This is a genomic window from Micromonospora zamorensis (assembly GCF_900090275.1).
Classification (GTDB): Bacteria; Actinomycetota; Actinomycetes; order Mycobacteriales; family Micromonosporaceae; genus Micromonospora; species Micromonospora zamorensis.
On sequence record NZ_LT607755.1, the window covers coordinates 5,660,661 to 5,686,290 of the forward strand.

Annotated in this window: 26 protein-coding genes; 7 read left to right on the forward strand and 19 right to left on the reverse strand. The window is 72.4% G+C overall.

The window, feature by feature from the left end:
• Nucleotides 1–32: 32 nt before the first annotated feature.
• The 6 genes from GA0070619_RS25195 to GA0070619_RS25220 all read right to left on the reverse strand — a co-directional run bounded on the left by GA0070619_RS25195 (nucleotide 33) and on the right by GA0070619_RS25220 (nucleotide 6,840).
• Nucleotides 33–554, reverse strand: a complete 522-nt coding sequence (locus tag GA0070619_RS25195) for a helix-turn-helix transcriptional regulator (RefSeq protein ID WP_088950330.1) — start codon at nucleotides 552–554, stop codon at nucleotides 33–35.
• 575 nt (nucleotides 555–1,129) lie between these two features.
• The gene (gene hemB, locus GA0070619_RS25200) at nucleotides 1,130–2,113 is read right to left on the reverse strand and encodes a porphobilinogen synthase (protein ID WP_088950331.1); all 984 of its coding nucleotides are present in this window, start codon (nucleotides 2,111–2,113) and stop codon (nucleotides 1,130–1,132) included.
• Between the two features lie 20 nt (nucleotides 2,114–2,133).
• Nucleotides 2,134–3,714 (reverse strand): bifunctional uroporphyrinogen-III C-methyltransferase/uroporphyrinogen-III synthase, encoded by a 1,581-nt coding sequence (locus GA0070619_RS25205; protein ID WP_088950332.1) that lies wholly within the window; start codon nucleotides 3,712–3,714, stop codon nucleotides 2,134–2,136.
• Nucleotides 3,711–4,679, reverse strand: a complete 969-nt coding sequence (gene hemC, locus GA0070619_RS25210) for a hydroxymethylbilane synthase (RefSeq protein WP_088950333.1) — start codon at nucleotides 4,677–4,679, stop codon at nucleotides 3,711–3,713. The genes GA0070619_RS25205 and hemC overlap by 4 nt, the downstream gene beginning before the upstream one ends.
• Entirely contained in the window at nucleotides 4,676–6,073 is a 1,398-nt protein-coding gene (locus tag GA0070619_RS25215; RefSeq protein ID WP_088950334.1) for a glutamyl-tRNA reductase, read from the reverse strand. Before GA0070619_RS25215 ends, hemC begins: the two co-directional genes overlap by 4 nt.
• Nucleotides 6,070–6,840 (reverse strand): redox-sensing transcriptional repressor Rex, encoded by a 771-nt coding sequence (locus GA0070619_RS25220; protein ID WP_088950335.1) that lies wholly within the window; start codon nucleotides 6,838–6,840, stop codon nucleotides 6,070–6,072. Before GA0070619_RS25220 ends, GA0070619_RS25215 begins: the two co-directional genes overlap by 4 nt.
• Before the next feature lie 372 nt (nucleotides 6,841–7,212).
• Here GA0070619_RS25220 and GA0070619_RS25225 point away from each other — a divergent pair, with 372 nt between their 5' ends.
• Nucleotides 7,213–8,517, forward strand: a complete 1,305-nt coding sequence (locus GA0070619_RS25225; protein ID WP_088950336.1) for a sensor histidine kinase — start codon at nucleotides 7,213–7,215, stop codon at nucleotides 8,515–8,517.
• 112 nt (nucleotides 8,518–8,629) lie between these two features.
• The gene (locus GA0070619_RS25230) at nucleotides 8,630–9,283 is read left to right on the forward strand and encodes a response regulator transcription factor (protein WP_088950337.1); all 654 of its coding nucleotides are present in this window, start codon (nucleotides 8,630–8,632) and stop codon (nucleotides 9,281–9,283) included.
• On the opposite strand, the gene GA0070619_RS25235 is transcribed toward GA0070619_RS25230, so the two are convergent.
• The 3 genes from GA0070619_RS25235 to GA0070619_RS25245 are packed head-to-tail and all read right to left on the reverse strand — an operon-like array spanning nucleotide 9,264 to nucleotide 10,394.
• On the reverse strand, nucleotides 9,264–9,926 hold the full coding sequence (locus tag GA0070619_RS25235; RefSeq protein WP_088950338.1) for an HAD family hydrolase: 663 nt from the start codon (nucleotides 9,924–9,926) through the stop codon (nucleotides 9,264–9,266). The two genes, GA0070619_RS25230 and GA0070619_RS25235, sit on opposite strands and share 20 nt — an antisense overlap.
• Nucleotides 9,927–9,946: 20 nt before the next feature.
• Nucleotides 9,947–10,201: a glutaredoxin family protein gene (locus GA0070619_RS25240; RefSeq protein WP_030329740.1), complete on the reverse strand. Its 255-nt coding sequence runs from the start codon at nucleotides 10,199–10,201 to the stop codon at nucleotides 9,947–9,949.
• Nucleotides 10,191–10,394: an AMP-binding enzyme gene (locus GA0070619_RS25245; RefSeq protein ID WP_088950339.1), complete on the reverse strand. Its 204-nt coding sequence runs from the start codon at nucleotides 10,392–10,394 to the stop codon at nucleotides 10,191–10,193. The genes GA0070619_RS25240 and GA0070619_RS25245 overlap by 11 nt, the downstream gene beginning before the upstream one ends.
• A 572-nt stretch (nucleotides 10,395–10,966) precedes the next feature.
• Between GA0070619_RS25245 and GA0070619_RS25250 the strand changes: the two genes are divergently transcribed.
• From GA0070619_RS25250 to GA0070619_RS25260, 3 genes are all read left to right on the forward strand, one after another.
• Nucleotides 10,967–11,920: an ECF subfamily RNA polymerase sigma factor, BldN family gene (locus tag GA0070619_RS25250; protein WP_088950340.1), complete on the forward strand. Its 954-nt coding sequence runs from the start codon at nucleotides 10,967–10,969 to the stop codon at nucleotides 11,918–11,920.
• A gap of 281 nt (nucleotides 11,921–12,201) precedes the next feature.
• Nucleotides 12,202–13,080: a DUF5667 domain-containing protein gene (locus GA0070619_RS25255; RefSeq protein WP_374224941.1), complete on the forward strand. Its 879-nt coding sequence runs from the start codon at nucleotides 12,202–12,204 to the stop codon at nucleotides 13,078–13,080.
• Nucleotides 13,081–13,208: 128 nt separating this feature from the next.
• Nucleotides 13,209–14,078 (forward strand): HAD family hydrolase, encoded by an 870-nt coding sequence (locus GA0070619_RS25260; RefSeq protein ID WP_088950341.1) that lies wholly within the window; start codon nucleotides 13,209–13,211, stop codon nucleotides 14,076–14,078.
• A gap of 1 nt (nucleotide 14,079) precedes the next feature.
• Here GA0070619_RS25260 and GA0070619_RS25265 read toward each other — a convergent pair whose 3' ends face one another.
• The 10 genes from GA0070619_RS25265 to GA0070619_RS25310 form a co-directional block, all read right to left on the reverse strand.
• Nucleotides 14,080–14,937, reverse strand: coding sequence for a lysophospholipid acyltransferase family protein (locus GA0070619_RS25265; RefSeq protein ID WP_088952038.1), 858 nt, complete (start codon nucleotides 14,935–14,937; stop codon nucleotides 14,080–14,082).
• Nucleotides 14,938–15,235: 298 nt separating this feature from the next.
• The gene (locus GA0070619_RS25270; RefSeq protein WP_088952039.1) at nucleotides 15,236–16,309 is read right to left on the reverse strand and encodes an NAD-dependent epimerase/dehydratase family protein; all 1,074 of its coding nucleotides are present in this window, start codon (nucleotides 16,307–16,309) and stop codon (nucleotides 15,236–15,238) included.
• Nucleotides 16,310–16,482: 173 nt separating this feature from the next.
• A complete protein-coding gene (locus GA0070619_RS25275; RefSeq protein ID WP_007465623.1) occupies nucleotides 16,483–16,584 on the reverse strand; it encodes a 30S ribosomal protein bS22 in 102 nt (33 codons plus the stop codon).
• A 270-nt stretch (nucleotides 16,585–16,854) separates the two neighbouring features.
• Complete coding sequence (locus tag GA0070619_RS25280; RefSeq protein ID WP_007465625.1) at nucleotides 16,855–17,064, reverse strand: helix-turn-helix domain-containing protein; 210 nt, start codon at nucleotides 17,062–17,064, stop codon at nucleotides 16,855–16,857.
• 212 nt (nucleotides 17,065–17,276) lie between these two features.
• Nucleotides 17,277–18,461: an ABC transporter permease gene (locus GA0070619_RS25285; protein ID WP_088950342.1), complete on the reverse strand. Its 1,185-nt coding sequence runs from the start codon at nucleotides 18,459–18,461 to the stop codon at nucleotides 17,277–17,279.
• Nucleotides 18,458–19,396 carry an ABC transporter ATP-binding protein gene (locus tag GA0070619_RS25290; protein WP_088950343.1) on the reverse strand — a complete coding sequence of 313 codons (939 nt, stop codon included), beginning with the start codon at nucleotides 19,394–19,396 and terminating at the stop codon, nucleotides 18,458–18,460. Before GA0070619_RS25290 ends, GA0070619_RS25285 begins: the two co-directional genes overlap by 4 nt.
• Nucleotides 19,393–20,784 carry an efflux RND transporter periplasmic adaptor subunit gene (locus tag GA0070619_RS25295; RefSeq protein ID WP_088950344.1) on the reverse strand — a complete coding sequence of 464 codons (1,392 nt, stop codon included), beginning with the start codon at nucleotides 20,782–20,784 and terminating at the stop codon, nucleotides 19,393–19,395. Before GA0070619_RS25295 ends, GA0070619_RS25290 begins: the two co-directional genes overlap by 4 nt.
• 84 nt (nucleotides 20,785–20,868) lie before the next feature.
• Nucleotides 20,869–22,158, reverse strand: a complete 1,290-nt coding sequence (locus GA0070619_RS25300) for a hypothetical protein (protein ID WP_088950345.1) — start codon at nucleotides 22,156–22,158, stop codon at nucleotides 20,869–20,871.
• A 44-nt stretch (nucleotides 22,159–22,202) separates the two neighbouring features.
• Complete coding sequence (locus GA0070619_RS25305) at nucleotides 22,203–23,003, reverse strand: alpha/beta fold hydrolase (protein WP_088950346.1); 801 nt, start codon at nucleotides 23,001–23,003, stop codon at nucleotides 22,203–22,205.
• 103 nt (nucleotides 23,004–23,106) lie between these two features.
• Nucleotides 23,107–24,027, reverse strand: coding sequence for a proline dehydrogenase family protein (locus GA0070619_RS25310; RefSeq protein WP_088950347.1), 921 nt, complete (start codon nucleotides 24,025–24,027; stop codon nucleotides 23,107–23,109).
• Nucleotides 24,028–24,176: 149 nt separating this feature from the next.
• Between GA0070619_RS25310 and GA0070619_RS25315 the strand changes: the two genes are divergently transcribed.
• Nucleotides 24,177–24,449 (forward strand): hypothetical protein, encoded by a 273-nt coding sequence (locus tag GA0070619_RS25315; protein WP_231927149.1) that lies wholly within the window; start codon nucleotides 24,177–24,179, stop codon nucleotides 24,447–24,449.
• Between the two features lies 1 nt (nucleotide 24,450).
• Entirely contained in the window at nucleotides 24,451–25,617 is a 1,167-nt protein-coding gene (locus GA0070619_RS25320; protein ID WP_088950348.1) for a glutathionylspermidine synthase family protein, read from the forward strand.
• Nucleotides 25,618–25,630 lie beyond the last annotated feature (13 nt).

The following is a 25,630-nucleotide window of genomic DNA, read 5'->3' on the forward strand; positions in this document are numbered from 1 at the left end:
GATCCGTTCCGGATCGGCGGGCCTCGCTGGTGTCAAGGTGAGACCACCCCGCGCGGGGGCCACGGCGGTCGGGGCAGGTGCCGGTGTTGAGCCACACGCACCTCCCACTGGCTTCGGCGCCGCATCGCGTCCCGAACTGCCCGGTTGCGGTAGAACGTCTCGGGCGGGCGGGCCAGCCCGTAGATGTCCGCCCACCATTCGCCCGGCTCAGGGTCGAGAATGGTGTCGAGGTGCGACGGGTAGCGACGCTCCGCGCCGTTGTACGTGTCCTGCCAGTCCTGCATCGGTTTGAGCACCCGGCCGAACTCGTCCACCACGGCCAGCCGGCAGCCCAGCACACCGATGATGCGCCGGAGCAGGACGATGCTCGGCACCATGCGGCCGGCCTCGATCCGACCAATGGTGGCATGGTGCACACCCGCCCACCGGGCCAGCTCGCGCTGGCTCAGGTCGGCGCGACGGCGGACCGCCCGGACGATACCGGCGGCGGGCCAGGGCGCGTCGGAAGGCTCGCTGAGCAGGACCGGCTCAGCTGAGGTTGACGAATCACTCATGCCGCCACCGTCCCGCCTGGTGGAGCTGGCCGCAATCCCGCTTACCGTGCCTGTGGATAACCAGCTGACCTGTGGATATCGTCCACGGCCGGCGGATCACTCTCCGTGCTCGCGGCACCAATTGCACCGCCACTACAGCGCGTCACGGGGCTTTACGCTGCTCCGTCGAGCAGCCCAGACCAGGCCAGACACGCCACCGGGCTGACCAGGGGAATCCCCAACCTCGCCAGCAGACACACCATCCCCCGCCCGCCCCCTTTGCTCTGCAGTTCAATATGCGCCGAGAGCGGAGGGTGAGCGTCGCCGTCGGGGGTGCAGAGCAAAGGCGGGAGGGGAGGTGGTGGTGGCGGCTCGTCAGATGGTTACGCTCCGCTAACCGTTATTGCCGGCAGGACCGCAGGCCGCAGGCCGGTCGGTCCGCAGGTCGGTCGGTCCACGAGCCGGTACGGCCGGGAAGCTCAACCGCGCCGCCCGCCGACGGGACACGCGGTCAGGACGCGCCGGCCGTGCGCAAGCCGGTGCCGCGCCCGCCCCCGCACGCTAGGAAGACAGCGCGGTCAGAGTTGGACCTGGGGTCAGTAGCGCTGGCGCAGCAGCCCGGCGGCCTCGACCGCCCAGTAGGTGAGGATGACCTGCGCGCCGGCCCGCTTGATCGAGGTGAGCGTCTCCAACATCACGCGCTCCCGGTCGATCCAGCCGTTCGCGGCGGCAGCCTCGACCATCGCGTACTCACCGGAGACCTGGTAGGCGGCGACCGGGACGTCCACCGCGGCCCGCACCGCCGACACCACGTCGAGGTAGGGCAGCGCCGGCTTGACCATCACCAGGTCGGCGCCCTCGGCGACGTCCAGCGCCACCTCACGCAGCGACTCGCGCAGGTTGGCCGGGTCCTGCTGGTAGGTGCGTCGGTCGCCCTCCAGCGCCGACTCCACCGCCTCCCGGAACGGGCCGTAGAAGGCGGAGGCGTACTTCACGGCGTACGCCAGCACGGCGACATCCTGGTGCCCGGCGGCGTCGAGCGCCCGGCGCACCACGCCGACCTGGCCGTCCATCATCCCGGACGGCCCGACCATGCCGGCCCCGGCGGCGGCCTGGGCCACCGCCATCTCGGCGTACGCGGCCAGGGTGGAGTCGTTGTCCACCTCGCCGTCGGGGGTGAGCAGGCCGCAGTGCCCGTGCGAGGTGAACTCGTCCAGGCACAGGTCGCTCATCACCACCGTGTCGTCACCCACCTCGGCCACCACGTCGCGGATGGCGACGTTGAGGATGCCGTTCGGGTCGATGCCGCCGGAGCCGGTCGGGTCGCGCCGTTCCGGCACACCGAAGAGCATGATCCCGCCGACGCCGGCCTGGACCGCCTCGGCCGCCGCCTTGCGCAGCGAGTCCCGGGAGTGCTGGAGCACCCCCGGGAGCGAACCGATGGCCCGCGGCTCGGTCAGCCCTTCCTTGACGAACATCGGCACGACCAGCTCGGCCGGGTCGACTCGGGTCTCCGACACCAGCCGGCGGATCGCCGGGGTGCGGCGCAGCCGGCGGGGCCGGATCTCGGGGTACGACATGGAAGGGCCTCCTCGAACGACTACCGGAAGCGCAGAGCGGTCGGGCCCTGCACCTTCGAGCCGCGGCGCTGCTTGGCCGGCATGGCAGCCAGCTTCTCGCGCAGCTCGACGGCGTAGGCGGCGAGCGCCTCCACCAGGTCGGGCACCGAGGCGTGTGGCGGCTGGACGTCGACCCGCAGGCCGAACTCCGTCGCGGTCTCCGCCGTCTTGGGCCCAATGACGGCAACAACGGTCCGGGCGTGCGGCTTCCCGGCGATGCCGACCAGGTTGCGCACGGTGGAGGACGAGGTGAAGAGCACCGCGTCGAAGCCGCCCGACTTGATGGCGTCCCGGATCTCGGCGGGCGGCGGCGCGGCCCGCACCGTCCGGTACGCGGTCACGTCGTCGACCTCCCAGCCGCGCTCGGTGAGCCCGGCGGCGAGCGTCTCGGTGGCGATGTCGGCGCGCGGCAGCAGCACCCGGCCCACCGGGTCGAGGATCTCGTCGTGCGGGGAGAACTCGGCCAGCAGCCCTTCGGAAGACTGCTCCCCGGTGGGGATCAGCTCCGGCTGGATGCCGAACGCGCGGACCGCGTCCGCCGTCGCCTCACCGATGCAGGCGATCTTGACGCCGCCGAAGTGCCGGGCGTCGAGACCGTGCTCGGCGAACTTCTCCCAGACCGCGCGGACCGCATTTACCGAGGTGAAGATCACCCAGGCGTACCGGCCGTCGACCAGGCCCTTGACCGCACGCTCCATCTGCGCCGGGGTGCGCGGCGGCTCGACCGCGATGGTCGGCACCTCACACGGAATCGCCCCGTACGCGCGCAGTCGGGCGCTCATCACGCCGGCCTGCTCCTTGGTGCGGGGTACGAGCACCTTCCAGCCGTACAGCGGGCGGTTCTCCCACCAGCTCAGCTTGTCGCGCTGACCCACCCCGACACCGACGGTGAGCACCACCCGGCCGGTGAAGCCGAGCGCGGCGGCCACGAAGCTGTCCACTGTCGACGTGGTCGTGTACTGGGTCTCGCCGGTGCCGTCGCCGGTCACGCCGACGCCGGTGGTGCCGTCGACCCCGGCGGCGAGCAGCCCGTCCCGGACGGCGGCGAGGTCACCGGCGTCCACGGCGAGCGCGAGCGAACCCCGGCCGACGGCCGTGGCCAGCGCCTCGAAGTCCAGTGTGCTGACGTCCTCGACGTCGGCAGCCGTCCGCACACCCGGCAGCGGCACACCGGCGTAGGTGGCCACACCCTCGGCCTGGCCGACGCCGGGCACCACCTCGAAGTGGGCGGCGGTGCGGGCGACGGCCTGCACCTCCTTGACCACCGAGTCGTGGCCGAACGGGTCGCCGGCGACGAGGTGCACCGCGTTCAACCCGGAACGGGCCGCGGAGATCAGCACCTTCGCCACGTCCCCGGGCGCGCCCTCGGCCGGCGTGAACTCGGCATCGTCCCTGGCATCGGCACGAACGACGGCGAGCAACGACTCCGGGACTCCCCGGTCGTAGATCACCTGGTCGGCGTCGACCAGGGCGTCGTGTGCCCGACGGGTCAGCAGACCTGGGTCACCGGGGCCAGCCCCGACGAACGCGATACGGCCGACGGGCTTACGGGTGCGGGTCATTCTGTGCTCCCAAATTGCTGGGTCCCCGGGCCGGTGTGTCCTTCGTGGCCGAGGATCGAGTCGGCGCCGAGGTCGAGGAGTTCGGCGGCGAGTGCCTTACCGATCTCCGCCGCGTCGGCGGGCGTTCCGGTGCGGGACAGCCGGAGGTCACGAGTGCCGTCCGGGCTGATCACCGCCCCGCGCAGGTAGATCTCATCGCCGTCGTCACCTTCGGCGAGTTCGGCGTAGGCGGCGACGGGTGCACTGCACCCGGCCTCCAAGGTCGCCAGCAACGCGCGTTCCGCGGTGACCGCGGCGCGCGACGGTGCGTGGTCGAGCAGCGCGAGCAGCTCGACCAGGTCCTGGTCATCGACCCGGCACTCGACCGCCAGCGCACCCTGGGCGGGTGCGGGCAGCATGAGCATCGGGTCGAGGGTCTCGGTGATCGTGTCGGTCCGACCGATCCGGGCCAGCCCGGCCCGGGCCAGCACGACCGCGTCGAGGTCGGCCTCGGGGCCGAGCACCCGCGCCAGGCGGGTGTCGATGTTGCCGCGGATCGGGGTGACCTCCAGTTGCAGCCCGAGGGCGTGCAGCTGGGCGATACGGCGCAGCGCGCCGGTGCCCACTGTGGCACCGGGCGGCAGCTCGGCGAGCGTCCGCCCGCCCTGGGCGATCAGCGCGTCGCGCGGGTCCTGTCGGGCCGGCACCGCCGCGATGTGCAGCCCGGCGGCGGCGGCCGTGGGCAGATCCTTGTAGGAGTGCACCGCGAAGTCGATCGTCCTGGCGGTCAGCGCGTCGCGCAGCGCGGAGACGAACACCCCGACGCCGAGCCGGTGCACCGGCGCGTTGGAGCGGTCGCCAGCGGTGATCACCTCCACCAGCTCGACCGGGCGGCCGGTGGCGGCGGTCAACGCCTCGGCGATCTGGCTGGACTGGGCCATCGCCAGGGCGCTGCCCCGGGTGCCGAGGCGCAGGGGGGCGGTCATCGCGCACCTCCGGTGGGCGGGGTCGGCTCGGTGGCGTCGGCTCCGGACACCGGGTCGGTGCCGAGCAGTGCCGCGCCGAGGTCGGGGGTCAGCACGTCCGGGACGGTGTCCACCGGAGAGGTCTGCGGGACCTCGAGGTCGAACAGCTCGCGCAGCAGGGCCGCGTACTGGTCGCCGCCGGGCTCCGCGGCCAACTGGCGCACCTTGACGGTGGGCTGGTGCAGCAGTCGCTGCACCACCCGGTGCACGGTGCGGGCCACCTCGGCCCGCAGGTCGTCGCCGAGGTCGGGGCGGCGCTGGGCGAGCCGGCGCAGCTCGGCGGTGACCACGTCGTCGGCCCGGCCGCGCAGCGCGGCGACGGTGGGTGCCACGTCGGCGCCGCGCAGCCAGGTGAGGAAGCCCTCCACCTCGGCCAGCACGATCCGTTCGACGGCGGCGGCGTCGGCAGCCGCCGGACCGTCGGCGAGCAGCGCTGCCATCCGGTCGATGTCGATCACCTCGACGCCGGGCAGCTCGGCGACACCATCCTCGACGTCGCGCGGGACGGCCAGGTCGAGCAGGACCAGCGGGCCCCGGGCCGGGTCCCGCTCGGCCAGCGCCGCGCTGACCACCGGACGGGTGAGGACCGGTTCGGTGGACGCGGTGGCGGCCACTACGATGTCCACTGTGGAGAGGGTGTTGGCCAGCTCGGTCATCGGCGCCGCACTCGCCCCGTACGACTCGGCGAGCCGGACGGCCCGGTCGGCGCCCCGGTTGCTGACGGTGAGGGGCCCGGCGCCCAGCCGGGACAGCGTGGCCACCCCGAGCGAGCCCATCGCGCCGGCACCGACCACCAGGGCCGGGTGGCCGGCGAGGTCGCCGTCGAGGTGCCCGGCGGCCAGCTCCAGCGCTGCGGTGACGACGCTCTGGCCGGCCCGGTCGATGCCGGTCTCGGCGTGGGCCCGCTTGCCGACCCGCAACGCCTGCTGCATCAGCTCGTGCAGCAGCCGGCCGGCCGAGTCGGCGCCAGTGGCCCAGTGGTACGCGTCGCGCAGCTGCCCGAGGATCTGCGCCTCACCGACGACCATCGAGTCCAGGCCGGTGGCGACCCGGAAGACGTGGTCGACGGCGGCGGTGTCGTAGTGCACGTACAGGTGGCTGGCGAGCGCCGCCGGCGGACTGCCGGCCTGCTCGGCCAGGACGGCGCAGACGTCGCCGAGCCCGCCGTGGAAACCGGACACGGCGGCGTAGACCTCCACCCGGTTGCAGGTGGAGACGATCACCGCCTCGGCCACGTACGGCTGGGCGATCAGGCGGTCCAGGGTGCGGGTCAGGTCGGCGGGGGGCACAGCCAGCTGCTCCAGCGTGGCGACCGGGGCGGTCCGATAGGACGCGCCGACGACGAGCAGTTTCACGTGCCGATCGCCTCCTGGGTGTCGGTGGCCGCGAACCCGCCCGGCAGGGCGGTGAGAGCGGACCCGCCGGTGGCGGGCAGCGCGGTCAGCGATGCCTTGCGGTGCTCGTGGAAGGACAGAATCTGCAGCTCGATGGCGAGGTCGACCTTGCGTAGGTCGACCCCCTCCGGAACCGAGAGTACGCACGGTGCGAAGTTGAGGATGCTCGTCACACCGACGGCGACCAGTTGGTCGGCGACCTGCTGGGCGGCTGCGGCCGGGGTGGCGATCACGCCGATCGCCAGGGATTCCTCCGCGGCGACCGTCGGCAGGTCGTCGACATGCCGGACAACCAGGCCGTTGATCTCCTCACCGACCCGGGAGGGATCGGCGTCGAGCAGTGCGGCGATCCGGAAGCCCCGGCTCGCGAAGCCGTCGTAGCCGGCCAGGGCGTGACCGAGATTACCCACGCCGACCAGGGCGACCGCCCGGCGTTGAGTGAGCCCGAGCACAAACTCGATCTGCTCGATCAGCAGCGCGACGTCGTAGCCGACGCCCCGGGTGCCGTACGAGCCGAGGTGGGAGAGGTCCTTGCGGAGCTTGGCGGAGTTGACACCGGCGGCGGCGGAGAGGCCCTCGCTGGAGACAGTCTCGTGCCCGGTGTCGGCGAGGTTGTGCAGCGCGCGCAGGTACTCCGGGAGCCGAGCGACGGTCGCCTCGGGCAGATCCGGTAGCGCCGGTACGGCACCGGCGCGGCCGGGCGCGCCTGGGTGACGGTGCTGACTCATGAGACTCCGTGCGGTGCGATCCTCGGCCAACTCCGCTGGTCGGCCGCTTATGGACTCCCGCTGGCGACCGAGATTGCCGGCTGTGCTAGCAGGGCGCGTCGGAGTCACAGAGTAGGCGCTTGTGAAGACGTGCACAAATCGCGATCTTGCCGCTGCGCCACGCAACCTCACCAGCACCTCCATTCCGCAAGATCGATCCGACGGGCCTCCGCTCACGCCACCCGGGCGATTATTGCTCAATCCCGACTTCTCTGACCAATCCCGCGCCGAGCCTCACAGGGACCGTCCCCCCAGGTGGTAGGGGCAGCACTACGGGGGAGAGGCAGGGCTTCGGGATGGGGACCCGAAGCCCGAATGCCTAGCCTTTTGGGCATGACCGCCGTTGCCGCCACCAGCGACCAACCGACGCTGGCACCGAGCATCCCCCGCCAACTCTTCGTCGACTCCGGGTACGTGCTGCTCGGCCTGCCCCTGGCGGTGGCCAGCTTCGTGGTCCTCATCGTCGGCACCGCGGTCGGCATCGGCCTGGTGGTGACGGTGGTCGGCCTGCCGATCCTCAGCGGCACCCTGTACGCCGCCCGTGGGCTCGCCGACATCGAGCGGCTGCGGCTGCCCGCGGTGCTCCGGCAGCCCCGGATCCGGCCGCACTACCGGCTGCCCGAGGCGGGCGCGAACGCCTGGCGGCGGATCTTCGTGCCGATGCGGGACGCCCAGTCCTGGCTCGACCTGGCGCACGGCATCCTGCGGCTGATCGCGGCGGCCGGCACCTTCGTGGTGGCCCTGGTGTGGTGGGCGGGAGCGATCGCCGGCTCGCTGTACTGGGCCTACGACTGGGCCCTTCCCCGAGCCGACGGCGAGGGTGACAAGGACCTGGCCCAACTGCTCGGCCTGGGCGACTCGACCACCGCCCGAATCGGCCTGAACACCGCGATCGGGGTGTTCTTCCTGATCACCCTGCCGATCGTGATCCGGGGTTGCGCGCTTCTCCAGGCCAGCTTCGCCAAGGCCATGCTGACCGGGGTGGCCGAGATGCGCGACCGGATCACAGTGCTGGAGGAGCAGAAACGGGCCGCCGTGTCCGCCGAGGCGTCCGCGCTGCGCCGGTTGGAACGCGACATCCACGACGGCCCCCAGCAGCGCCTGGTCCGCCTGGCGATGGACCTCAGCCGGGCCCGGATGCAGCTCGCGTCCGACCCGGAGGCGGCCGGCCGGACCATCGACGAGGCGGTCACCCAGACCCGGGACACGCTGGCCGAGCTGCGGGCGCTGTCCCGGGGCATCGCCCCGCCGATCCTGGTCGACCGGGGCCTGCCCAGCGCCCTGGCCGCGATCGCCGCGCGTGGGCTGATCCCGATCGAGCTCCAGGTGGATCCGCAGCTCGGCACGCCGGGCGGGCGGCTCGACCCGGCGGTGGAGAACACCGCGTACTTCGTGGTGTCCGAGGCGCTGACCAACGTCGCCAAGCACGCCCGAGCCACCGAGGCCGTGGTGGCCGTCGCCCGGCAGGGCACCCACCTCCAGGTGCGGGTGGGCGACGACGGTCAGGGCGGCGCACACCTGGCCAAGGGGCACGGGCTGGCTGGCATCGCCGACCGGGTCCGGGCCGCCGGCGGTGAACTGGTGGTGGTCAGCCCGGCCGGCGGCCCCACCGAGATCCGCGCTGAGCTTCCCCTGTGAGCGCGAGGAGTGAGCCGGGTTTACGAGCCCCGCAGTCGCGAACGAAGGAGATGCTGTGATCAGTCCCGCGCCGCGCCCCCACTACGGGCCGGACGTGGTAGACAACACAGCCATGCGCATCGTGATCGCGGACGACGCCGTCCTGCTCCGGGAGGGGCTGGTCCGGCTGCTCACCGAGAGCGGCCACCAGGTGGTGGCCGCCGTCGGCGACGGCGACGCGCTGGTCGAGGCGGTGGTGGAGCACCGCCCGGACGTGTCGATCGTCGACGTCCGGATGCCGCCGTCGCACACCGACGAGGGGCTGCGGGCAGCGGTGGAGGCACGCCGGTTGGTGCCGCGTACCCCGATCCTGGTGCTCTCCCAGTACGTCGAGGTCTCGTACGCCGATGATCTGCTCGCCACCACCGGCGGTGCCGGCGGCGGGATCGGCTACCTGCTCAAGGACCGGGTGGCCGCGATCGACGAGTTCCTGGACGCGCTGCGCAGGGTGGCGGCCGGCGGCACGGTGCTCGACCCGGAGGTGGTCGGTCAGCTCTTTGCCCGGCGCCGCCGCGACGACCCGCTGAGCGAGCTGACTCCCCGCGAACGCGAGGTGCTCGCCCTGATGGCCGAGGGCCGCTCGAACACCGCCATCGCCCGTTCCCTGGTGGTCAGCGACGGCGCGGTGGAGAAGCACGTGCGCAACATCTTCACCAAGCTCACCCTGCCGCCCGACACCGAGCAGCACCGGCGGGTGCTGGCCGTCCTCACCTACCTGCGGAACTGATCTCCCGGGCCAGGGTCACCGCGTCGGTGAGCGTGTCGGCCACCGGGTGACCGGAGTCACGCAGCCGTGCCGGGTCGGTGAACCCGCCGGTGTAGAGCACCGCACGGCCGCCCACCGCGAGGGCCGCGTCCGCGTCGTCGATGGAGTCACCGATCAGCACCACCGAGGCGCCGTCCACGCCCAGCTCGGTGAGGTGCAGCTGGAGCGACTCGGCCTTACGGCCGCCGCCGACCGTGGCCCGCAGCCCGTCGACCCGGGCGAAGTGGCCGGTCAGCCCGTACGTGTGCACGGTCGGCACCAGCTCCTCGTGGAACCACATGGAGAGCAGGCTCTGGCCGCCCGGCCAGGCGGCCATCGCGGTACGTGCGTCGGCGGCCAGCTCACAGGTGGTCAACCCGGTGCGGTACGCGTCGTGGAAGATCCGGTCCAGTCGGCCGAACTCGTCGTCGTCGACGGCCTGGCCGAGCACCTCGGCGTAGTACTCGGCGATCGGTCGGCGGAAACGCACCCGGTGCTCGTCCAGGGTGACCGTCGGCCCGCCCAGGCTCGCGAACACGACGTTGGTGGCGGACACCACCAGGCTGAGGTCGTTGAGCAGGGTCCCGTTCCAGTCCCACACGAGGTGGGGGTGCGCAGGGGTCATCAGAGCACCTTAGGCACCGCTCAGAGCTGCGGGGTGGTCAGGTCCCGCAGCAGCCGGTCCTCCTCGACCCGCCAGTAGCCGTGCTCCTTGCCGTCGAGCATCACCACGGGCAGCCGGTCCCCGTACTCCCGCTCCAGCCCCTCGTCGCCGGTGACGTCCCACTCGACCCACTTGTCGCCGGTGACCGCCACCACCCGGTCGAGTGCGGCCTTGGCGTCGTCGCACAGGTGGCAGCCGGGTCGGGTGATCAGGGCGAGCCGGGCGTCAGTGGCCATCGGTTACCTCCGTGCGGGTGTCGGCGGGTGCGGGTGGGTCGGCTGGCGTCGCCGGCCGGAGCTGGACCTTTTTACCTTGCCGAGCACGGCGGCAGGGCGCCGGCACCACGTACGCCCGCACAGTCTCGCCGGTCCTCGGGTGCGGCACACCCCGTACCGCCGACTCGGCCACCCCGGGGTGGCCGGTGAGCACCTGCTGGCCGGTGACCTATGGCGAAGCGCGCCGCGGCGGCGGGCTCCAGCGGCGCCGCACTGCGAAAGTCCCATGAACGGGACTCACCTGTGTGCCATCGGCGGGCCGTCCAGGTCCTGTCGATGGGACGGGCGGCACCGTCCACAGACGCCTCGGCCAAGCAGGCGCGCCACTCGACGCGGCGGCCCAGCCGAACGGGCAATCAGCCCCCGACCAGGTGATCCATCCTGGAACACCGCGCCGATGCAAAGTCAAACGCACACGACGGACAACCGGTCCGCCACCGGTGCGGCGGAGCGGGAAATACTTCCGCCTTGTGTAACGGACTTGCCACGCGCGGGTGACGTTGGCCCTATCATCACTCGGGTCGGCTCACCCCATTTGCCGTGAGTCGACACCCCTCAGCCCGAGGAGGCCCCCGTGCCTGTGAGCGCATTGGACCAGCACCTCCAGGGGAATTGCCGCCCGTCGGCAACTCCCATGACCGTCCTGCCCGACCGGGATCCCGGTCGGCCCGTCCCGATGACCTACAAACCGGCCCGTCCGGTGGCCAACGGGACGGGGGCAGCCCGGTGACCACCTTCGGTTACGCGGAACGCCCGCTCGGCCTGACCGGCCAGCCGGCCCGCTCCCACGTCAACGAGCGGCCCATGGCCCGTTCCCCGCTGGACGAATCACACGGCACCGCCGTGCGGGGCGACGGCGCGGCGCATCGGACACGCAGCCGACCACACCACAACGAACCGACGCCACGGCCCGCGGTGCCGGGCGGAAACGGTGGACCGCCCGGGGGTCGCGTCGCCGTACCGCCCCGGCCGTTGCCAGCGCAGGGTCGACGGGTCAGCGACACACCAGCGGTGACCACCGACCCGGCGGCGGGTGAGACAGCGGTGATCCCGGCAGTGCCGGCCACCACCGCCACCACCCCGACCGGCTTCCCGAGCCGCCCGGACCCGTCCGACCCGGCCACCGAGGTCTGGACGCTGATCGAGCGGGCCCAGGCCGGCGAGTCCGAGGCGTTCGGTCTGATCTACGACCGGTACGTGGACACCGTGTTCCGGTTCGTCTACTTCCGGGTCGGCAACCGGCAACTCGCCGAGGACCTCACCTCGGACACCTTCCTGCGCGCGCTCAAGCGGATCGGCAGCTTCACCTGGCAGGGCCGCGACCTCGGTGCCTGGCTGGTGACGATCGCCCGCAACCTGGTCGCGGACCACTTCAAGTCGGGCCGCTACCGACTGGAGGTCACCACCGGCGACGTGCTCGACGCCGACCGGGAGGACCGGGGCCCGGAGGGCAGCCCGGAGGCCGCGGTGGTGGAGCACATCACCAACGTCGCGCTGCTCACCGCCGTGAAACAGCTCAACCCGGAGCAGCAGGAGTGCATCGTGCTCCGCTTCCTCCAGGGCTTCTCGGTCGCCGAGACGGCCCGTGCGATGGGCAAGAACGAGGGCGCCATCAAAGCCCTCCAGTACCGGGCGGTTCGCGCCCTGGCCCGCCTCCTGCCCGACGGCTTCCAGCCGTAGATTGTTTCGGCGGGGCCGATGGACGCCGTTCAACGTCCTTGCAGGTCAGAGTCGGTCCCGCCCGGTGACGACGATCACTTTCTGTAATTTCCGGCCCGCCAGGCCCGTAACCCGTGCCCGGTCCGCCGCGTTTCTCCGGGTGCGACCGGTGGATGTCCTGGCAGGCCCGGGACACCGAGGTCCGACCGGCACGCCGGCGGCACCTCACCTCCGTGGTGTCACACTGCCGCCCGGTCGCTGGCAACGACCGCGGCCGACCGGCCGTGACCAGCGAGAGGGAGGTGCCTGCGGTGGACAACATCCTCTTCTCCCGCCGGCGCGCCGAGCGCTTCGCGCAGCTTCTCGACGAGGCCAACGGCGCTCGACGACACCACGTGCGATCCCGGGTGGACGGTCAACTCGCGCCGCTCGTCGCGGTGGGTCAGCAGCTCACCGTCGACCCTCCGGCTGTCGAGGTGAACCCGGACTTCCGTACCGGCCTGCGGGCAATGCTGCTCGCGACCGCCGAACGCGAAGGACTGGGCACCGCACCGGCGGCCAGCGAACCAACCACCACGACGACGACCCGCGGGCGGCTGCTTCCGGCGGTCACCGCTCGGCGGGCCCGAGCCCGGGGCGCGATCCTGATCGGCATCGCGGCCGGCGCCATCGCGGTCTCCGGCATCTCCGCCGCCAGCGAGAACGCCGTGCCCGGCGACGCGCTCTACGGCATGAAGCGCTCGACCGAACGCGCGCAACTCGCCCTGGCCAGCTCGGACATCAGCCGCGGCCAGCTCTTCCTGGACTTCGCCCGGACCCGGGTCGGTGAGGCAGCCAAGCTGCGCGGCGACCGGATCGGCTACAGCGCGGTCCTCGACGACATGGACGCCGACACCCGGCAGGGCGTACGCCTGCTGACCGCCGCCGCCGTGCAGCGGGCCGAGCCGGGCAGCCTGGACACACTCAACACCTTCGTCTCGGGGCAACGCCGGGCGGTGAGTGGCCTGCTCGACGGGGGCACCCGCGCCGACCGGGCCCGGACCCAGCGGTCGCTGGTCCTCCTGGACACCATCCGGGAACGTTCGGATGCACTGCGTGCGGCAATCGCCTGCGGCCTCCCGGCCCCGACCGCCAGTGACACCCTCGGCCCCAACCCGAGCGCCTGCCCCGGGGCGCGCTGACCCGCACCCCCTATACCGCAGGTCCGACCGGCCGCGCCACAGTTCGTTCTGTGCTCGGCCGGTCGACCGTATCCGGCGGCTACCCTTCGCTGGGAGGCATCCGTCGTACCGGTGAGGAAGGGAGTCGCGTGGCGCGCAGCCGTAAGGTGACGGTCAGCACCGACGCCGAGGGGCACACTGCGGGCTGGGCGGAGACCGACCTGGCCCCGGCCACCGCGCCGGATTCGACGGCCGCGGCGTTCTTCGACGTGGACAACACCATGATGCAGGGCGCCTCGATCTACTGGTTCGCCCGTGGGCTCGCCTCCCGCAACTACGTCACCACCTCCGACCTGGCCCGGTTCGCCTGGCAGCAGCTCCGGTTCCGGCTGCTGGCCCGGGAGCACGCCGGTGACATGTCGCTGGCCAAGGAGGCCGCGCTGGCCTTCGTCCAGGGCTGGCGGGTCGACGAGGTGGAGCACCTCGCCGAGGAGATCTTCGACGAGATGATGGCTCCCCGGATCTGGGCCGGCACCCACCAGCTCGCCCGAGGTCACCTGGGCGCCGGCCAGCGGGTGTGGCTGGTCAGCGCGGCGCCGGTGGAGATCGGCCGGGTGATCGCCGCCCGGCTCGGCCTGACCGGTGCCATCGGCACGGTGGCCGAGATCGTCGACGGGGCGTACACCGGGCGGTTGGTGGGTGACCTGATGCACGGGCCGGCGAAGGCCGAAGCGGTCACCCAGCTCGCCGCTGTGGAAGGGCTCGACCTGACCCGCTGCGCGGCCTACAGCGACTCGGCCAACGACCTGCCGCTGCTCCGTGCGGTGGGCCGGGCGGTGGCCGTCAACCCGGACGGCAGCCTGCTGCGGCAGGCCCGCCAGCACGGCTGGGAGGTACGGGACTTCCGCACCGGCCGGCGCGCGGTCAAGATCGCCGTGCCGTCGACCGCGGCGGCCGGTCTGGTCGCCGGCGCGGTCACCGCCGGCCTGGCGTTGCAGCGTCGCCGCCGCGCCGACTGACTCAGGGACCGAACGGGTCGGGCCGTCGCTCCAGCAACGTGTGCAGGGTCTGCTGGATGGTCTCCCGCACCTGGTCGGCGAGGTTGAACACCACCAGCGGGTCGTCCGCCGAGTCGGTCAGGTGGGCCGTCGGGATGGGCGGGCAGAACTCGATCAGCCACTTGCTGGGCAGCGGCACCATGCCCAGCGGGCCGAGCCACGGGAAGGTCGGCGTGACCGGGAAGTAGGGCAGCTTGAGCAGTCGGGCCAGGGGCTTGATGTCGGCGAGCATCGGGTAGATCTCCTCGCCACCGACGATGGCGACCGGCACGATCGGGGTGCCCGTGCGCAGCGCCGCCGAGACGAAACCGCCCCGCCCGAACCGTTGCAGCTTGTACCGGTCGGCGTAGAGCTTGCCGATCCCCTTGAAGCCCTCGGGGAACACACCGACCAGGTCTCCCCCACCGAGCAGCCGCTCGGCGTCCGGGTTGCAGGCCACAGTGCCGCCGGTCTTGCGGGCTAGCTCGGACACCACCGGCATCCGGAAGACCAGGTCGGCGCCGAGCAGCCGTAGGTAGCGGTGGGCAGGGTGCTTGTCGTGCAGCGCAGCCGAGAGGATCAACGCGTCCAGCGCCACCGTGCCCGAGTGGTTGCCGACCACCAGTGCGGGCCCGTCGACCGGCACGTGCTCCACCCCACTGACCTCGGTGCGGAACCAGTCCCGGTAGAGCAGCCTCAGCAGCGGGTGGAAGACCGCGTCGGTCAACTCCGGGTCGAAGCCGAACTCGTCAACCTCGTAGTCGCCGGCGAGCCGTCGGCGCAGGAACGCCAGGCCGTTGGCGACCTTGCGGTCCCAGTGATCCCCCGGCCGGTCCGCCACGGCCGGCGGGGTGCCACCCGGCGTCGATGCGTCGACCGGGGCGCCCGCGTCCGCGCCGACGGGCTCGTCGGTGGCTGCGGTGTCGACCTCGTCGGCCGGCGTGGGCGTCGGTGTCGGGGCGACCTGCGCCGCCGGCCGATGACCGTTGCGCCGCGCCGGGTCCGCGTCCGCTGCGGGCGACTGCTGGGGTACGTCGAAGCGTCCGACCCCCTGCGGGTCACGCCCCTCTGCCGGCCCGGTCATGACGCCACCTCGGTTCGCGACTGCGCGGCTCGTGCAACCGGCTGACTCCTCGCGCTCATGGCCGCTCCTGAACCGCGGAGCGGACCTGCCGGATGCCGTCCAGGACGAGTTGCTCGGCAACGGCCAACTGACCCCGGGTGACCACCACCCCACCCTGGTGGGCGCGGATGAAGTCCTCGAACGCCTTGGCGGTGGAGCGGGGCGTGAAGCCGTACTCCTGCTCAAGTCGGCTGGTGTCGACCACCCGGCCGTGCACGAAGAGGTCGACCTGGTCCAGACCGTAACGGCCGAAGCCCATGGAGCGGGCCAGCGCGGCGGCACCGGAGAGGCCCGGTTCCAACACCGGCACGGCCACCCGTCCCGCTCGCCGGATCGCCTGGGACAGCGACAACACCCCTGGGCCGGCGACGTTGTACGTGCCCGGGTGATCTTCCACGATCGACCGGTGCAGCACCTCCAACGCGTCGTCGAAGTGCAGGAACTGCAGACGGGGGTCACGGCCGAAGACGGTCGGCACGAAGGGCTGCGCGAAGTAGCGGGTCAACGTGGTGTCGGCGGTCGAGCCGATGAACGGCGCGAAGCGCAGCACCGTCGCGGTGACGTCGGACCGACGGCGCCGGAAACCGCGGACGTAGCCTTCAAGGTCGAGGATGTCGCGGCCGAAACCGCCGCGCGGGACCTCGCGTGGCTCGGTCTCCTCGGTGAAGACCGCCGGGTCCCGGAACGACACCCCGTACGCGGCGGTGGACGAGCGGACCACGATCTTGCGCAGCCGAGGTGCCCGTTGGCACGCGGCCAGCAGGTGCATGGTGCCGATGACGTTCTGGTCCTTCATGGCCGACCGGCCACCGTGCTGCGGGTCGGGAGAGCTGACCAGTGCGAGGTGCACCACCGCGTCGACGTCCAGGTCGGCGAGGAGCCCACCGAGCGCATCGTTGTCGACGCGGATCCGTTCGACCCGGTCGAGCAGGTCGGTGAACTCGGTGCCCGAGTCCGGTGCGTCCACGCCGATGACCCGCTCGATCCGCGGGTCGGCGGCGAGTCGGGCCGCCACGTGGGCACCCAGATAGCGGCCGACCCCGGTGACGACGACGACCCCCGGAGCACCTGAGGTGCCACCGGGGGTCATCTGACGCACCTACCCCGGCAGGATGGACCGAGCCGGGACGACCACGGCCTGATCACCTGAGCCTCCGGGGGTCGACAGTTTGGCAAGTGAGGCCGAACGCCGGGCAGTCGGATGGGCCGGGGGCGCTCCGGCGTAGCATGCGCCGCCGGCCTGTCCGTCGAGCCCGGCGGCGATCACTTGCCGAGACGGCGACGCTGGACGCGGGTCTTGCGCAGCAGCTTGCGGTGCTTCTTCTTAGCCATGCGCTTACGGCGCTTCTTGACCACCGAGCCCATACGACAGCCTTTCGATACAACGTTCGGGGCGGACCGGATGACACCACGCAGGTGGCGACGGCGACCGCTTGCGGACAACGGACCGGACCAGTCTGGGCGGCGGGACGCACCGGTGGGGTCTCGGTCGGGCTCCAGGGTAGCCGGAGAGCGTCAGCCGGACCAACGCGCCCCCGTCGAGGCCACCTTTCGCTCGCGACTGCGGGGCTCGCAAGCTCACTCCTCGCGCTCACCGATGCCGGTCACAAGGCACCTGGAGGGCGGAACGGTGGCTCAGGCGGTTTCCTGAAAAGCACCCCGAAGATATTCGTGCACCGCATGCTCAGGCACCCGGAATGAGCGGCCGACCCGGACGGCGGTGAGCTCACCGCTGTGCACCAGTCGATAGACCGTCATCTTCGACACCCGCATGACCGTCGCCACCTCAGCGACGGTCAGGAACTTGACCTCCGACAGCCGTCCGTCGGACTGCGACCCGGCCATGGCTCACCGACCCATCCCATGCCCGGCGCGTGCCAACCCGACGGATGCTCCGGGCCGGGCCGGCGACGCGCGTGTTACCAGTACGGTAGCGGGGCGGTTGTGACCGGCGCGATCCCTTCGTACAACTGATCATGCTTCGATCGCTGGTTCACCCGATCCGTGCTTCCGGTATCTGCCCGCCTGCGACTGCCGTCCGATTGCTCCGACCCTGCTCATTCGGCGCGCAGCGCGACCACCGGGTCGAGCCGGCCGGCGCGCTGCGCGGGCACGACCCCGAAGACGATGCCCACCACCGCCGAGACGCCGAAGGCGAGCGCCAACGACCACCAGGTGATCGCGGCGGGGATCGGCGACAGCGCGTTGACCAGCAGGGCGGTCCCCACGCCCAGCGCCATCCCGGTCAGCCCGCCGATCGTGGTGAGCAGCACCGCTTCGAGCAGGAACTGCACCCCGATGTCGCGCGGGCGCGCGCCTACGGCCTTGCGGAGCCCGATCTCCCGGGTCCGCTCCCGGACGCTGACCAGCATGATGTTGGAGACGCCGACGCCGCCGACGAGCAACGAGATGCCGGCGATGGCGGCCAGGACGCCAGTGAGGACGCCGAGGATGTCGCCGAGCACACCGAGGATCTGCTGCTGGGTGACCGCGCTGAACTCGGTGTCGGGGTGGCGGCGGTTGAGTTCGGCGACGATCCGTTCGCCCAGTTCGTCGATGCGCTCCCGGTCGGGTGCCTTCACCGCGATGCCGTCCACCCGCTGGGTGCCCCACAGTCGCTGTGCGGCGGTCACCGGTACGTGTACCTCGTCGTCCCGGTCGACACCGAGGCTCTGCCCCAGTGGCGCGAAGACGCCGATCACCCGGAACCGCACCCCGGCCAGCGCCACCTGCTGGCCGAGCGGGTCCCGGTCGGGGAAGAGCGCGCGGGCCACCGAGTCGCCGAGCACCGCCACCCGCCGACTGGTGTCCACGTCGGTGCCGGTGAGGTAGCGGCCCCGGGCCAGCGACCGGGTGAACACCGCCGGGGTGGTCTCCAGCACCCCCTGCACGGTCGTGAAGTCCGAGCGGGCGCCGGCTCGCGCGGTCGCACCGGAGGCGACGGTGACCGCCACCCGGTCCGGGTCGCCGACCACCCTGGTGACGGCGTCCACGTCCTTGAGGGTCAGCGGCGAGACCACCGGCGCGTTGCCCACCTCGATCCGGCCGGGGACGACCAGCAGCAGGTTGGAGCCGAGGCCCTCGACCTGTTGCTCGACCTTCTGCTTGGTGCCGGTGCCGATGGCCACCAGCAGGACCACCGAGGCCACCCCGATGATCACCCCGAGCATGGTCAGCGCGCTGCGCAGCCGGTTGGCCCGTAGGGCGTCCAGTGCCACCCGCCACGCCTCGGCGACCCTCACATCGCACCTCCGGGCCGCTGGACACCGGGCTCGCCCGGGTCGGCCCCGCGCGGAAGGCGCCCGGTGGCTCCGGCGGCGCCACCGGAGCCACCGGACGGGTGCCCCGGACCGCTTCCGGACGCGGACCGGGGCTCCGCGCTGGGAGCGGGGACCAGTGTCGCAGGTCGACCGTGATCAACGGACGGCGGTCGATCATGGTCGGAGTGCGGGTCGTCGCCGTCCGCGTCTGCCGGGCGTACGGCCGCGGCGCTGTCCGCCACGACCGCGCCGTCGCGCATCGTGATCCGGCGACGCGCCCGCGCCGCCACCTCCTGATCGTGGGTGACCATCACCAGCGCCACCCCGGACTCCGCGTTCAGTCGCTCCAACAGCTCCAGCACCGCCGCGCCGGTGACGCTGTCCAGGTTGCCGGTGGGTTCGTCGGCCAACAGCACCGTCGGCTCGGTGACCAGTGCGCGGGCGATCGCCACCCGCTGCTGCTCACCGCCGGACATCTGGTTGGGCCGGTGGTCGAGCCGGTGCCCGAGGCCGACCCGGCCGAGCATCGCCGCGGCCCGCTCCCGCCGCTGCCGGGCCGACACCCCCCGGTAGACCAGGGGCAACGCCACGTTCTCCACCGCCGAGGTACGCGGCAGCAGGTGGAACGCCTGGAAGACGAACCCGATCGTCTCGTTGCGCAGGGTCGCCATCTCCGGCGGGGCCAGCGCGTTGACGTCCCGCCCGCCGATCACCAGACGGCCACCGGTCGGGCGGTCCAGCCCACCGAGCAGGTGCATGAGCGTGGACTTGCCCGAGCCGGACGGGCCGACCAGGGCCACGTAGTCCCCCGGTTGCACGACCAGCGACACCCCCCGCAACGCCTCCACGGACACCCCGTCGAGGTGGTACGTCCGGGACACGTCCACCGCCTCGATCGCCGGCGGGGCGCCGGTCACCGCACCTCCTGGCCGTCGCGCACCTGGTCGGTGCCGCGCACCACGATCCGGTCACCGGGTTGGACACCGTTGAGGATCTGCACCAGATCCGACCCCTGGACGCCCACTGTCACCGCCGCCCGGCCGGCCCTGCCGTCGCGGACCACCCAGACCGCGTCCCGGCCGTCGGCGGAGAACACCGCCGAGGCGGGAACGGTCACCGCGTCGGCTGCCTCGCGGACCCGCAGGTGGACGATCGCGTTCATGCCCGGGCGGGGCGTCGGCGCGGGCTCGTCCTCGGCCAGCTTCCCGGCGCCCAGTGCGAGGCGCACCCGGTAGCTGACCCCGCCCTGCGCGGAGCTGGTGGGCAGCACGTCGACCGAGCGGACGGTGGCGTCGTAGCTGGCGCCGGTGACGGCGTCCAGCTCGACAGTGGCCGTCACACCGGCCTTGACCAGCAGCACGTCGGTCTCGTCCACCTCGGCGAGCAGCCCCAACTGCCCGGTGTCGACCACGGTCAGCACCGGCGTGCCGGCGGTGACCCGGCCGCCGACCGCGACCGCGTCGTCCACCCCGGCCGGCGGTCCACCCTGGCTGGGAGCCAGCACCGACGGGTCGAGGCCTGCGGCCTGAGCGCCACCGGCCTGCTCCAACAGCCCGGCGAGGCCGCCGGTCCCGCCGCCGCCGGCCCGGGTGCCGCCGGGTTGCACCACACCGGCGATCGGAGCGCGCAGGGTCAGCGCGTCGACTGTCGACTTCGCCAGGTCGTACCCCTGCTGTGCCTGGAGCCGCTGCGCCGCGGACAGCGCGCCGACGGCGGAGTTCAGCCCGCTGATCCCCCGCTGCACCGCGCGGACGGCCTGGTCGGCGCTCCGGGCGGCGGCAGCGTACTGCCGCTGGGCGGACGTCACCTGGGTCAGCAGCGCGTTCTTCAACTGCGGGTCGGCGATCTTCTCGGCGGCCTTCCGGGCGGCGTCGAACGCCTCGTTCGCGGCCTTGTCGGTGTCGCGCCGGCTGCCGGTCAGGTCACCCGTCGAGACACCCCGCCCGGCGCGCTTCGCCGCGTCCAACGCCTCCTTCGCCTGCCGCAGCCGCTGCTGGGCGGAGGGCGAGTCGACCACGGCGAGAACCTGGCCACGCTTCACCGACTGTCCCGGTTGGACACGCAGGCTGGACAGGGTGCCGTCGGCGGGAGCGGTCAGGGTGGCGGCGGCCCGGGCCGTCACCGTCGCCGGCGCGTCGATGACCTCGCTGACCGGGTTGCGGGCCGCCGAGGCGAGCGCGACAGGGGGCTGGTCGTCACCGCACGAGGCGGCGGTGGTGGCGGTGAGGACGGCGACGGCGGTCAGGGCGATGAGCAGGCGGGGCCGCGTGGTGCTGGCGGGCCGCGACAACTGAGGGCGGCGCACCCATCGATGGTACGACCAGCCGTCCCGGCGACCGCGAGCCGCTCGGTCACTCCCGCCCGAAGGCCCTGGACGACGAGGTGTCGGTCAGGCGGTGGCGGCGCGGACGTACGCGACGCACTCGTCGTGCAACGTCGACCACTGTTCGCCGAACGCCTTCTCGGCGGCCACGTCGAGGGTCCTGCGATCGTGCACCACGGTCTTGAAGAAGGTGAGCAACCGCAGCGGCCCGTACCGGTCGACGAGATGCCGAACGGCCAGGTAGCCGATGCCATAGCTGGCGGCGACCCGCTCGGCGGAGGCGTCGTCGGCGGGGTTGATGCCCTCCAACTGGCCATCCCAGCCGCCCCGGACCAGTTTCCGTACGTCGGCGATCCCCTCGTACCGGTCGACCGCCTGGCCGCCGGCGCCGGCGAACTCGGCCAGCCCTTCCACCAGCCACCAGGTGTCCTTGCCCGGGTAGCCGCGCTCCGGCAGTGAGGCCGCGTGGGTCAACTCGTGCCGGAGCAGGTCGTCGGTGCCGCTGCTGGACAGCCCGTCGGCGTTGAGCACCACCTCGTGGTGCCCGCCGCCCACTGTCACGGCGTAACCGCCGGTCCATTCTGGCCGGTCGCCGCCGTACCAGCGTTTCCACTCGTTCCGGCCGGCGTAGAAGATCCGGTAGCGGTCCGGCGGCGAGCCGGTCACCGCGTATCCGTCGGCGACCCTGGCCGCCGCCTCGGCCTGGGCGAGCAGGCCGGGCAGCTTGCCGCGCAGCGCCGGGGTGGTGGCGACGATGGTCCGCGCGCCGATCGCCACGGCCAGGTCGCTGATCTCCCAGGGGCGGGTGCCGGTCTCCACCGACCTGGATTCCTCCATGGCGACCAACCGGGGCTGGTCGCCGTTCTCCCGCCAGCGGGTGCCGATCAGCACCGGGCTGGGCTGGCAGTTCGGTGCGACGAAGCAGTACTGGAACCGCACCAGGAGCCGCCACTCGCCCGGCTTGTCGGTGATCGGCGCGGGCAGACCGCTCGGCTCGGCCCGCCAGACGGTGACCTTCAGCCCGCGTAGGGCGGCGAAGCGGCGGCGCAGGTCGCTGTGCGCGGCGGGGTCGGCGACGGCGAGGAAACCGGCGCGGTCGCCGCCGAGCAGGGCCGTGGACTGCCGTTGAAGCTGGGCGGTCATCCGGTCGGCCCGCCCTCGGGCCACCGTGGTGGCGGGATCGTCGGCCGTCGAGACGCCGGCCCGGCTGATCGTGGACCGGGTGCCGTTCTCCCGGATCACTCCGACGACGAGCAGCGCCGGCAGGCCACAGCCCAGCAGCAGGAAGACCACCACGAGCACCGTCCACAGCGGCCAGAGCCGCCGTGGTGCTGGCTGCTGCACCCCGTCAGTCACCCGCCGAAGGGTACGACCAATTGCTGAGAGGGGCGAGGCCGACCCTAGGCGTCGGTGCACACCGCCAGGAAGCCGAGCAGCTCCTCGGAGGTGCGCTGCGGCCGGTCGGCGTGCGGGTAGTGGCCGGACTCCTCGATCATCCGGGCCTCGGCGGTGCGGAAGAGCCGGCGGGCGGCCCGGGCCTCCGCGCCCGGGTCGGGGAAGTCCGGATCCTTGGAACCCATCAGCACCAGCACGGGTTGCCGGACCTGGGGGGCGCGGGCCGTCCAGCGCGGCTCGGTCGGCGCGATCACGCCGCGCGTCGCGGCCATCCGGCCAGGTTCACGCAGGTTGGCCACCATCGACCGGCGGTACGCGGCGTCGTCGGCGGGCCGGTGCACCGGGAAGAGCGTGTTGTGGAACCTCCCGAACAGTCGCGGGCTGCGCAGCACTGCGGCCTGCGTCAACCGCAGCAGCGGGTTGAGCTTCGGCTGACCGACGAACGCGCCGATCTGCACAATGCCGGAGACCAGCTCCGGGGCGTCGGTGGCGGCGAAGACCACCGCCGCGGCGCCGGACGAGCTGCCGACCAGCACGGCCGGCCCGGCATCGAGGTCGCGGACCACGGCCAACAGGTCGGCGCCGACCTCGGCCGGTGCGTACGTGGGCCAGCCGGCACTGGACTCCCCGTGCCCCCGGACGTCGACCGAGGCGACCCGGTAACCGGCTGCCACCAGCAGTGGCGTGAGGTGCCGGAAGCTCGCCCGGTTCTCCCCCATGCCGTGCACGAGGACGACCAGCGGGCCCTGCCCGTGCGCCTCGTACGCGATGTGTCCGCCGTCGCGCCGCACCTGGCCACTTGTCACAGCTCAGAAGCTAAGGCTCCTGGTCAAGGTCGTCACCCGGATCACGCGAAACGGGCCGGCGGCGGCCCCGGGGGTCACCGCCGGCCCGTCGACCGATGTCGGGTTACTTCTTGGAGATCAGAGCGCGGCCGAAGAAGACCAGGTTGGCCGGGCGCTCGGCGAGCCGGCGCATCAGGTAGCCGTACCACTCGTCGCCGTACGGGACGTAGGTCCGCACTGTGTAACCCTCGCCCGCGAGGCGCGCCTGCTCCTCGGGGCGGATGCCGTAGAGCATCTGGAACTCGAAGCGCTCCGGCCCCCGGTCGAACCACCGGGCCCGGTCCTCACCGATGGCGATCATCCGAGGGTCGTGGGTGGCCAGCATCGGGTAGCCGTCGCCGGACATCAGGATGTTCATGCAGCGCACGTACGACTTGTCCACCTCACGGGCCGACTGGTACGCCACCGACTCCGGCTCCTTGTAGGCGCCCTTGCACAGCCGCACCCGCGACCCGGCCGAGGACAGCTCCCGGCAGTCCGACTCGGTCCGGCGCAGGTACGCCTGGAGCACCGCGCCGGTCGACGGGAAGTCCTTGCGCAGCCTGCCCAGCACCTCCAGCGTCGAGTCGGTGGTGGTGTGGTCCTCCATGTCCAGGGTGACAGTGGTGCCCGCCGCGTCGGCCGCCGCGCAGATCGCCCGCGCGTTGTCGTACGCCAACTGCTCGTCGAACATCTGGCCGAGCGCGGACAGCTTCACACTCACCTCGGCGGCCGGGGTCAGCCCCGCGGCGGCGAGCATCTTCAGCAGCTTCAGGTATTCGTCGCGGGTGGCGACGGCCTGCTCGGGGGTGACGGTGTCCTCACCGAGATGGTCGAGGGTGACCGCGAGACCGTCGTCGACGAGCCCGCGGGTCGCGCGCAACGCGTCGTCGGTGGCAGCGCCGGCGACGAACCGGCGGACGACGTCCCGGGTGTACGGGGCAGTCGCGACGAGCCGCTCGACCTGGGATGACCGGGAGGCGGCGAGGATGACGGAACGGAGCATGAGCCGAGCGTAACGCCCCTGCCAGGGCCCCCGCCGAGGGGCGGCGGTGCGGCCCGCCCGGATGCCGGGAAGGGTCCGTTCCACAACAAAACCCCTCCTGACCCAGGGGCGGGACGGCGGCGGTGGCGCCGATCGGCTACAACGATGCCGTGGACCAACGCCCCCGCCGCCGGCTCCGGTCGGCCTCCGTGCAGCTCGGCGCGCTCACCGCTCTCGCGCTCGCCCTTTCCGGCTGCAACATGACCTCGGACGACGACGATGACGACGACTGCGCCCTCGGGCCTGTCGGCGGCGGCGACACTGTCGCGCTGGCGATGCGGGTCCCCGACTCCGCCGCCGGTCGCGCCGCCCCGGAGCCGACCACCGCGGCTCTGCCCGATCGCGGCGGGTTCGGCACCCACCTCGCCTCCTGCGGCGGCTGACATGCGCCGTGTGACGGTCACACCCCGACCCGACTGGGACACCACCATCCGGGAGCAGGGGCTGGTCTACGTCGACACCGAGCTGCCGGACGGCGGGATCATGTCGTACTGGGACGAGACCGCCGCGTACGCCTTCGACCTGGACGAGGTGCTGCGCCTGGAGGAAGCCACCGAGGAGCTGCACCGGATGTCCGTGGCCGCCGCCGAGTACGTGGTGACCCACCGTCGGTACGCCGAGTTCGGCATCCCGGAGTGGGCGGCCGACGCGGTGGCCCGGTCACTGCGCGAGGCGCCACCCACCCTCTACGGGCGCTTCGACCTGGCGTACGACGGCACCTGGCCACCGAAGATGCTGGAATACAACGCGGACACCCCGACCGCACTGGTCGAGGCGAGCATCATCCAGTGGTACTGGCTGGAGGAGACCCGGCCGGAGCTGGATCAGTGGAACAGCCTGCACGAGCGGCTGGTCGGCGCCTGGGCCAAGATCGGGGCCGGGTTGCACGAGCGCCGGGTGCACGTGCTCTGGTCGAACGAGGAGGAGTCCGGCGAGGACCACATGACCGCCGGCTACCTCGCCGAGACCGCCCGACAGGCCGGCCTCGACGTCGAGCTGCTCCCGATCCAGAAGATCGGCTGGGACGGCCGGCGTTTCGTCGACGCCGACGACCTTCCGGTGACCACGTGCTTCAAGCTCTACCCGTGGGAGTGGATGCTGGCCGAGCCGTACGGGCCGGCGGCGCTGGCCCCGGGCACGCCGACCACCTGGATCGAGCCGGCCTGGAAGCTGCTGCTGTCCAACAAGGCGCTGCTCGCCGTCCTGTGGGAGCTGTACCCCGACCACGAGTACCTGCTCCCGGCGTACCTCGACTCGCCGCGCGGCATGTCCGAGTACGTGGCCAAGCCCCTGCTCGGCCGGGAGGGCGGCTCGGTGCGCATCGTCACCGCCGACGAGGAGATCACCAACCCGGGGATCTACGGCGACGAGGGCTGGTGCTACCAGGAGTTCCGGGCGCTGCCGCAGTTCGAGGGCAACCGGACGGTGCTGGGCAGCTGGATCGTCGACGGCGAATCGGCCGGGGTGGGGGTGCGGGAGAGCGCCAGCCTGATCACCGACGGCTACGCGCGGTTCCTGCCGCACTACATCGACGCGCCGCGCACCCCGTGAGTCGTCTACCGTT

Bases quoted from the DNA above. Each gene is read 5' to 3' on its own strand.
- GA0070619_RS25205 (WP_088950332.1), bottom strand. From the start codon at position 3,714: ATGACCCGCACCCGTAAGCCCGTCGGCCGTATCGCGTTCGTCGGGGCT.
- GA0070619_RS25240 (WP_030329740.1), bottom strand. From the start codon at position 10,201: ATGGCCACTGACGCCCGGCTCGCCCTGATCACCCGACCCGGCTGCCAC.
- GA0070619_RS25310 (WP_088950347.1), bottom strand. From the start codon at position 24,027: ATGCTCCGTTCCGTCATCCTCGCCGCCTCCCGGTCATCCCAGGTCGAG.
- GA0070619_RS25230 (WP_088950337.1), top strand. From the start codon at position 8,630: ATGCGCATCGTGATCGCGGACGACGCCGTCCTGCTCCGGGAGGGGCTG.
- GA0070619_RS25275 (WP_007465623.1), bottom strand. From the start codon at position 16,584: ATGGGCTCGGTGGTCAAGAAGCGCCGTAAGCGCATGGCTAAGAAGAAG.
- hemB (WP_088950331.1), bottom strand. From the start codon at position 2,113: ATGTCGTACCCCGAGATCCGGCCCCGCCGGCTGCGCCGCACCCCGGCG.
- hemC (WP_088950333.1), bottom strand. From the start codon at position 4,679: ATGACCGCCCCCCTGCGCCTCGGCACCCGGGGCAGCGCCCTGGCGATG.
- GA0070619_RS25280 (WP_007465625.1), bottom strand. From the start codon at position 17,064: ATGGCCGGGTCGCAGTCCGACGGACGGCTGTCGGAGGTCAAGTTCCTG.
- GA0070619_RS25270 (WP_088952039.1), bottom strand. From the start codon at position 16,309: ATGACCCCCGGTGGCACCTCAGGTGCTCCGGGGGTCGTCGTCGTCACC.
- GA0070619_RS25225 (WP_088950336.1), top strand. From the start codon at position 7,213: ATGACCGCCGTTGCCGCCACCAGCGACCAACCGACGCTGGCACCGAGC.
- GA0070619_RS25320 (WP_088950348.1), top strand. From the start codon at position 24,451: ATGCGCCGTGTGACGGTCACACCCCGACCCGACTGGGACACCACCATC.
- GA0070619_RS25220 (WP_088950335.1), bottom strand. From the start codon at position 6,840: ATGAGTCAGCACCGTCACCCAGGCGCGCCCGGCCGCGCCGGTGCCGTA.
- GA0070619_RS25195 (WP_088950330.1), bottom strand. From the start codon at position 554: ATGAGTGATTCGTCAACCTCAGCTGAGCCGGTCCTGCTCAGCGAGCCT.
- GA0070619_RS25235 (WP_088950338.1), bottom strand. From the start codon at position 9,926: ATGACCCCTGCGCACCCCCACCTCGTGTGGGACTGGAACGGGACCCTG.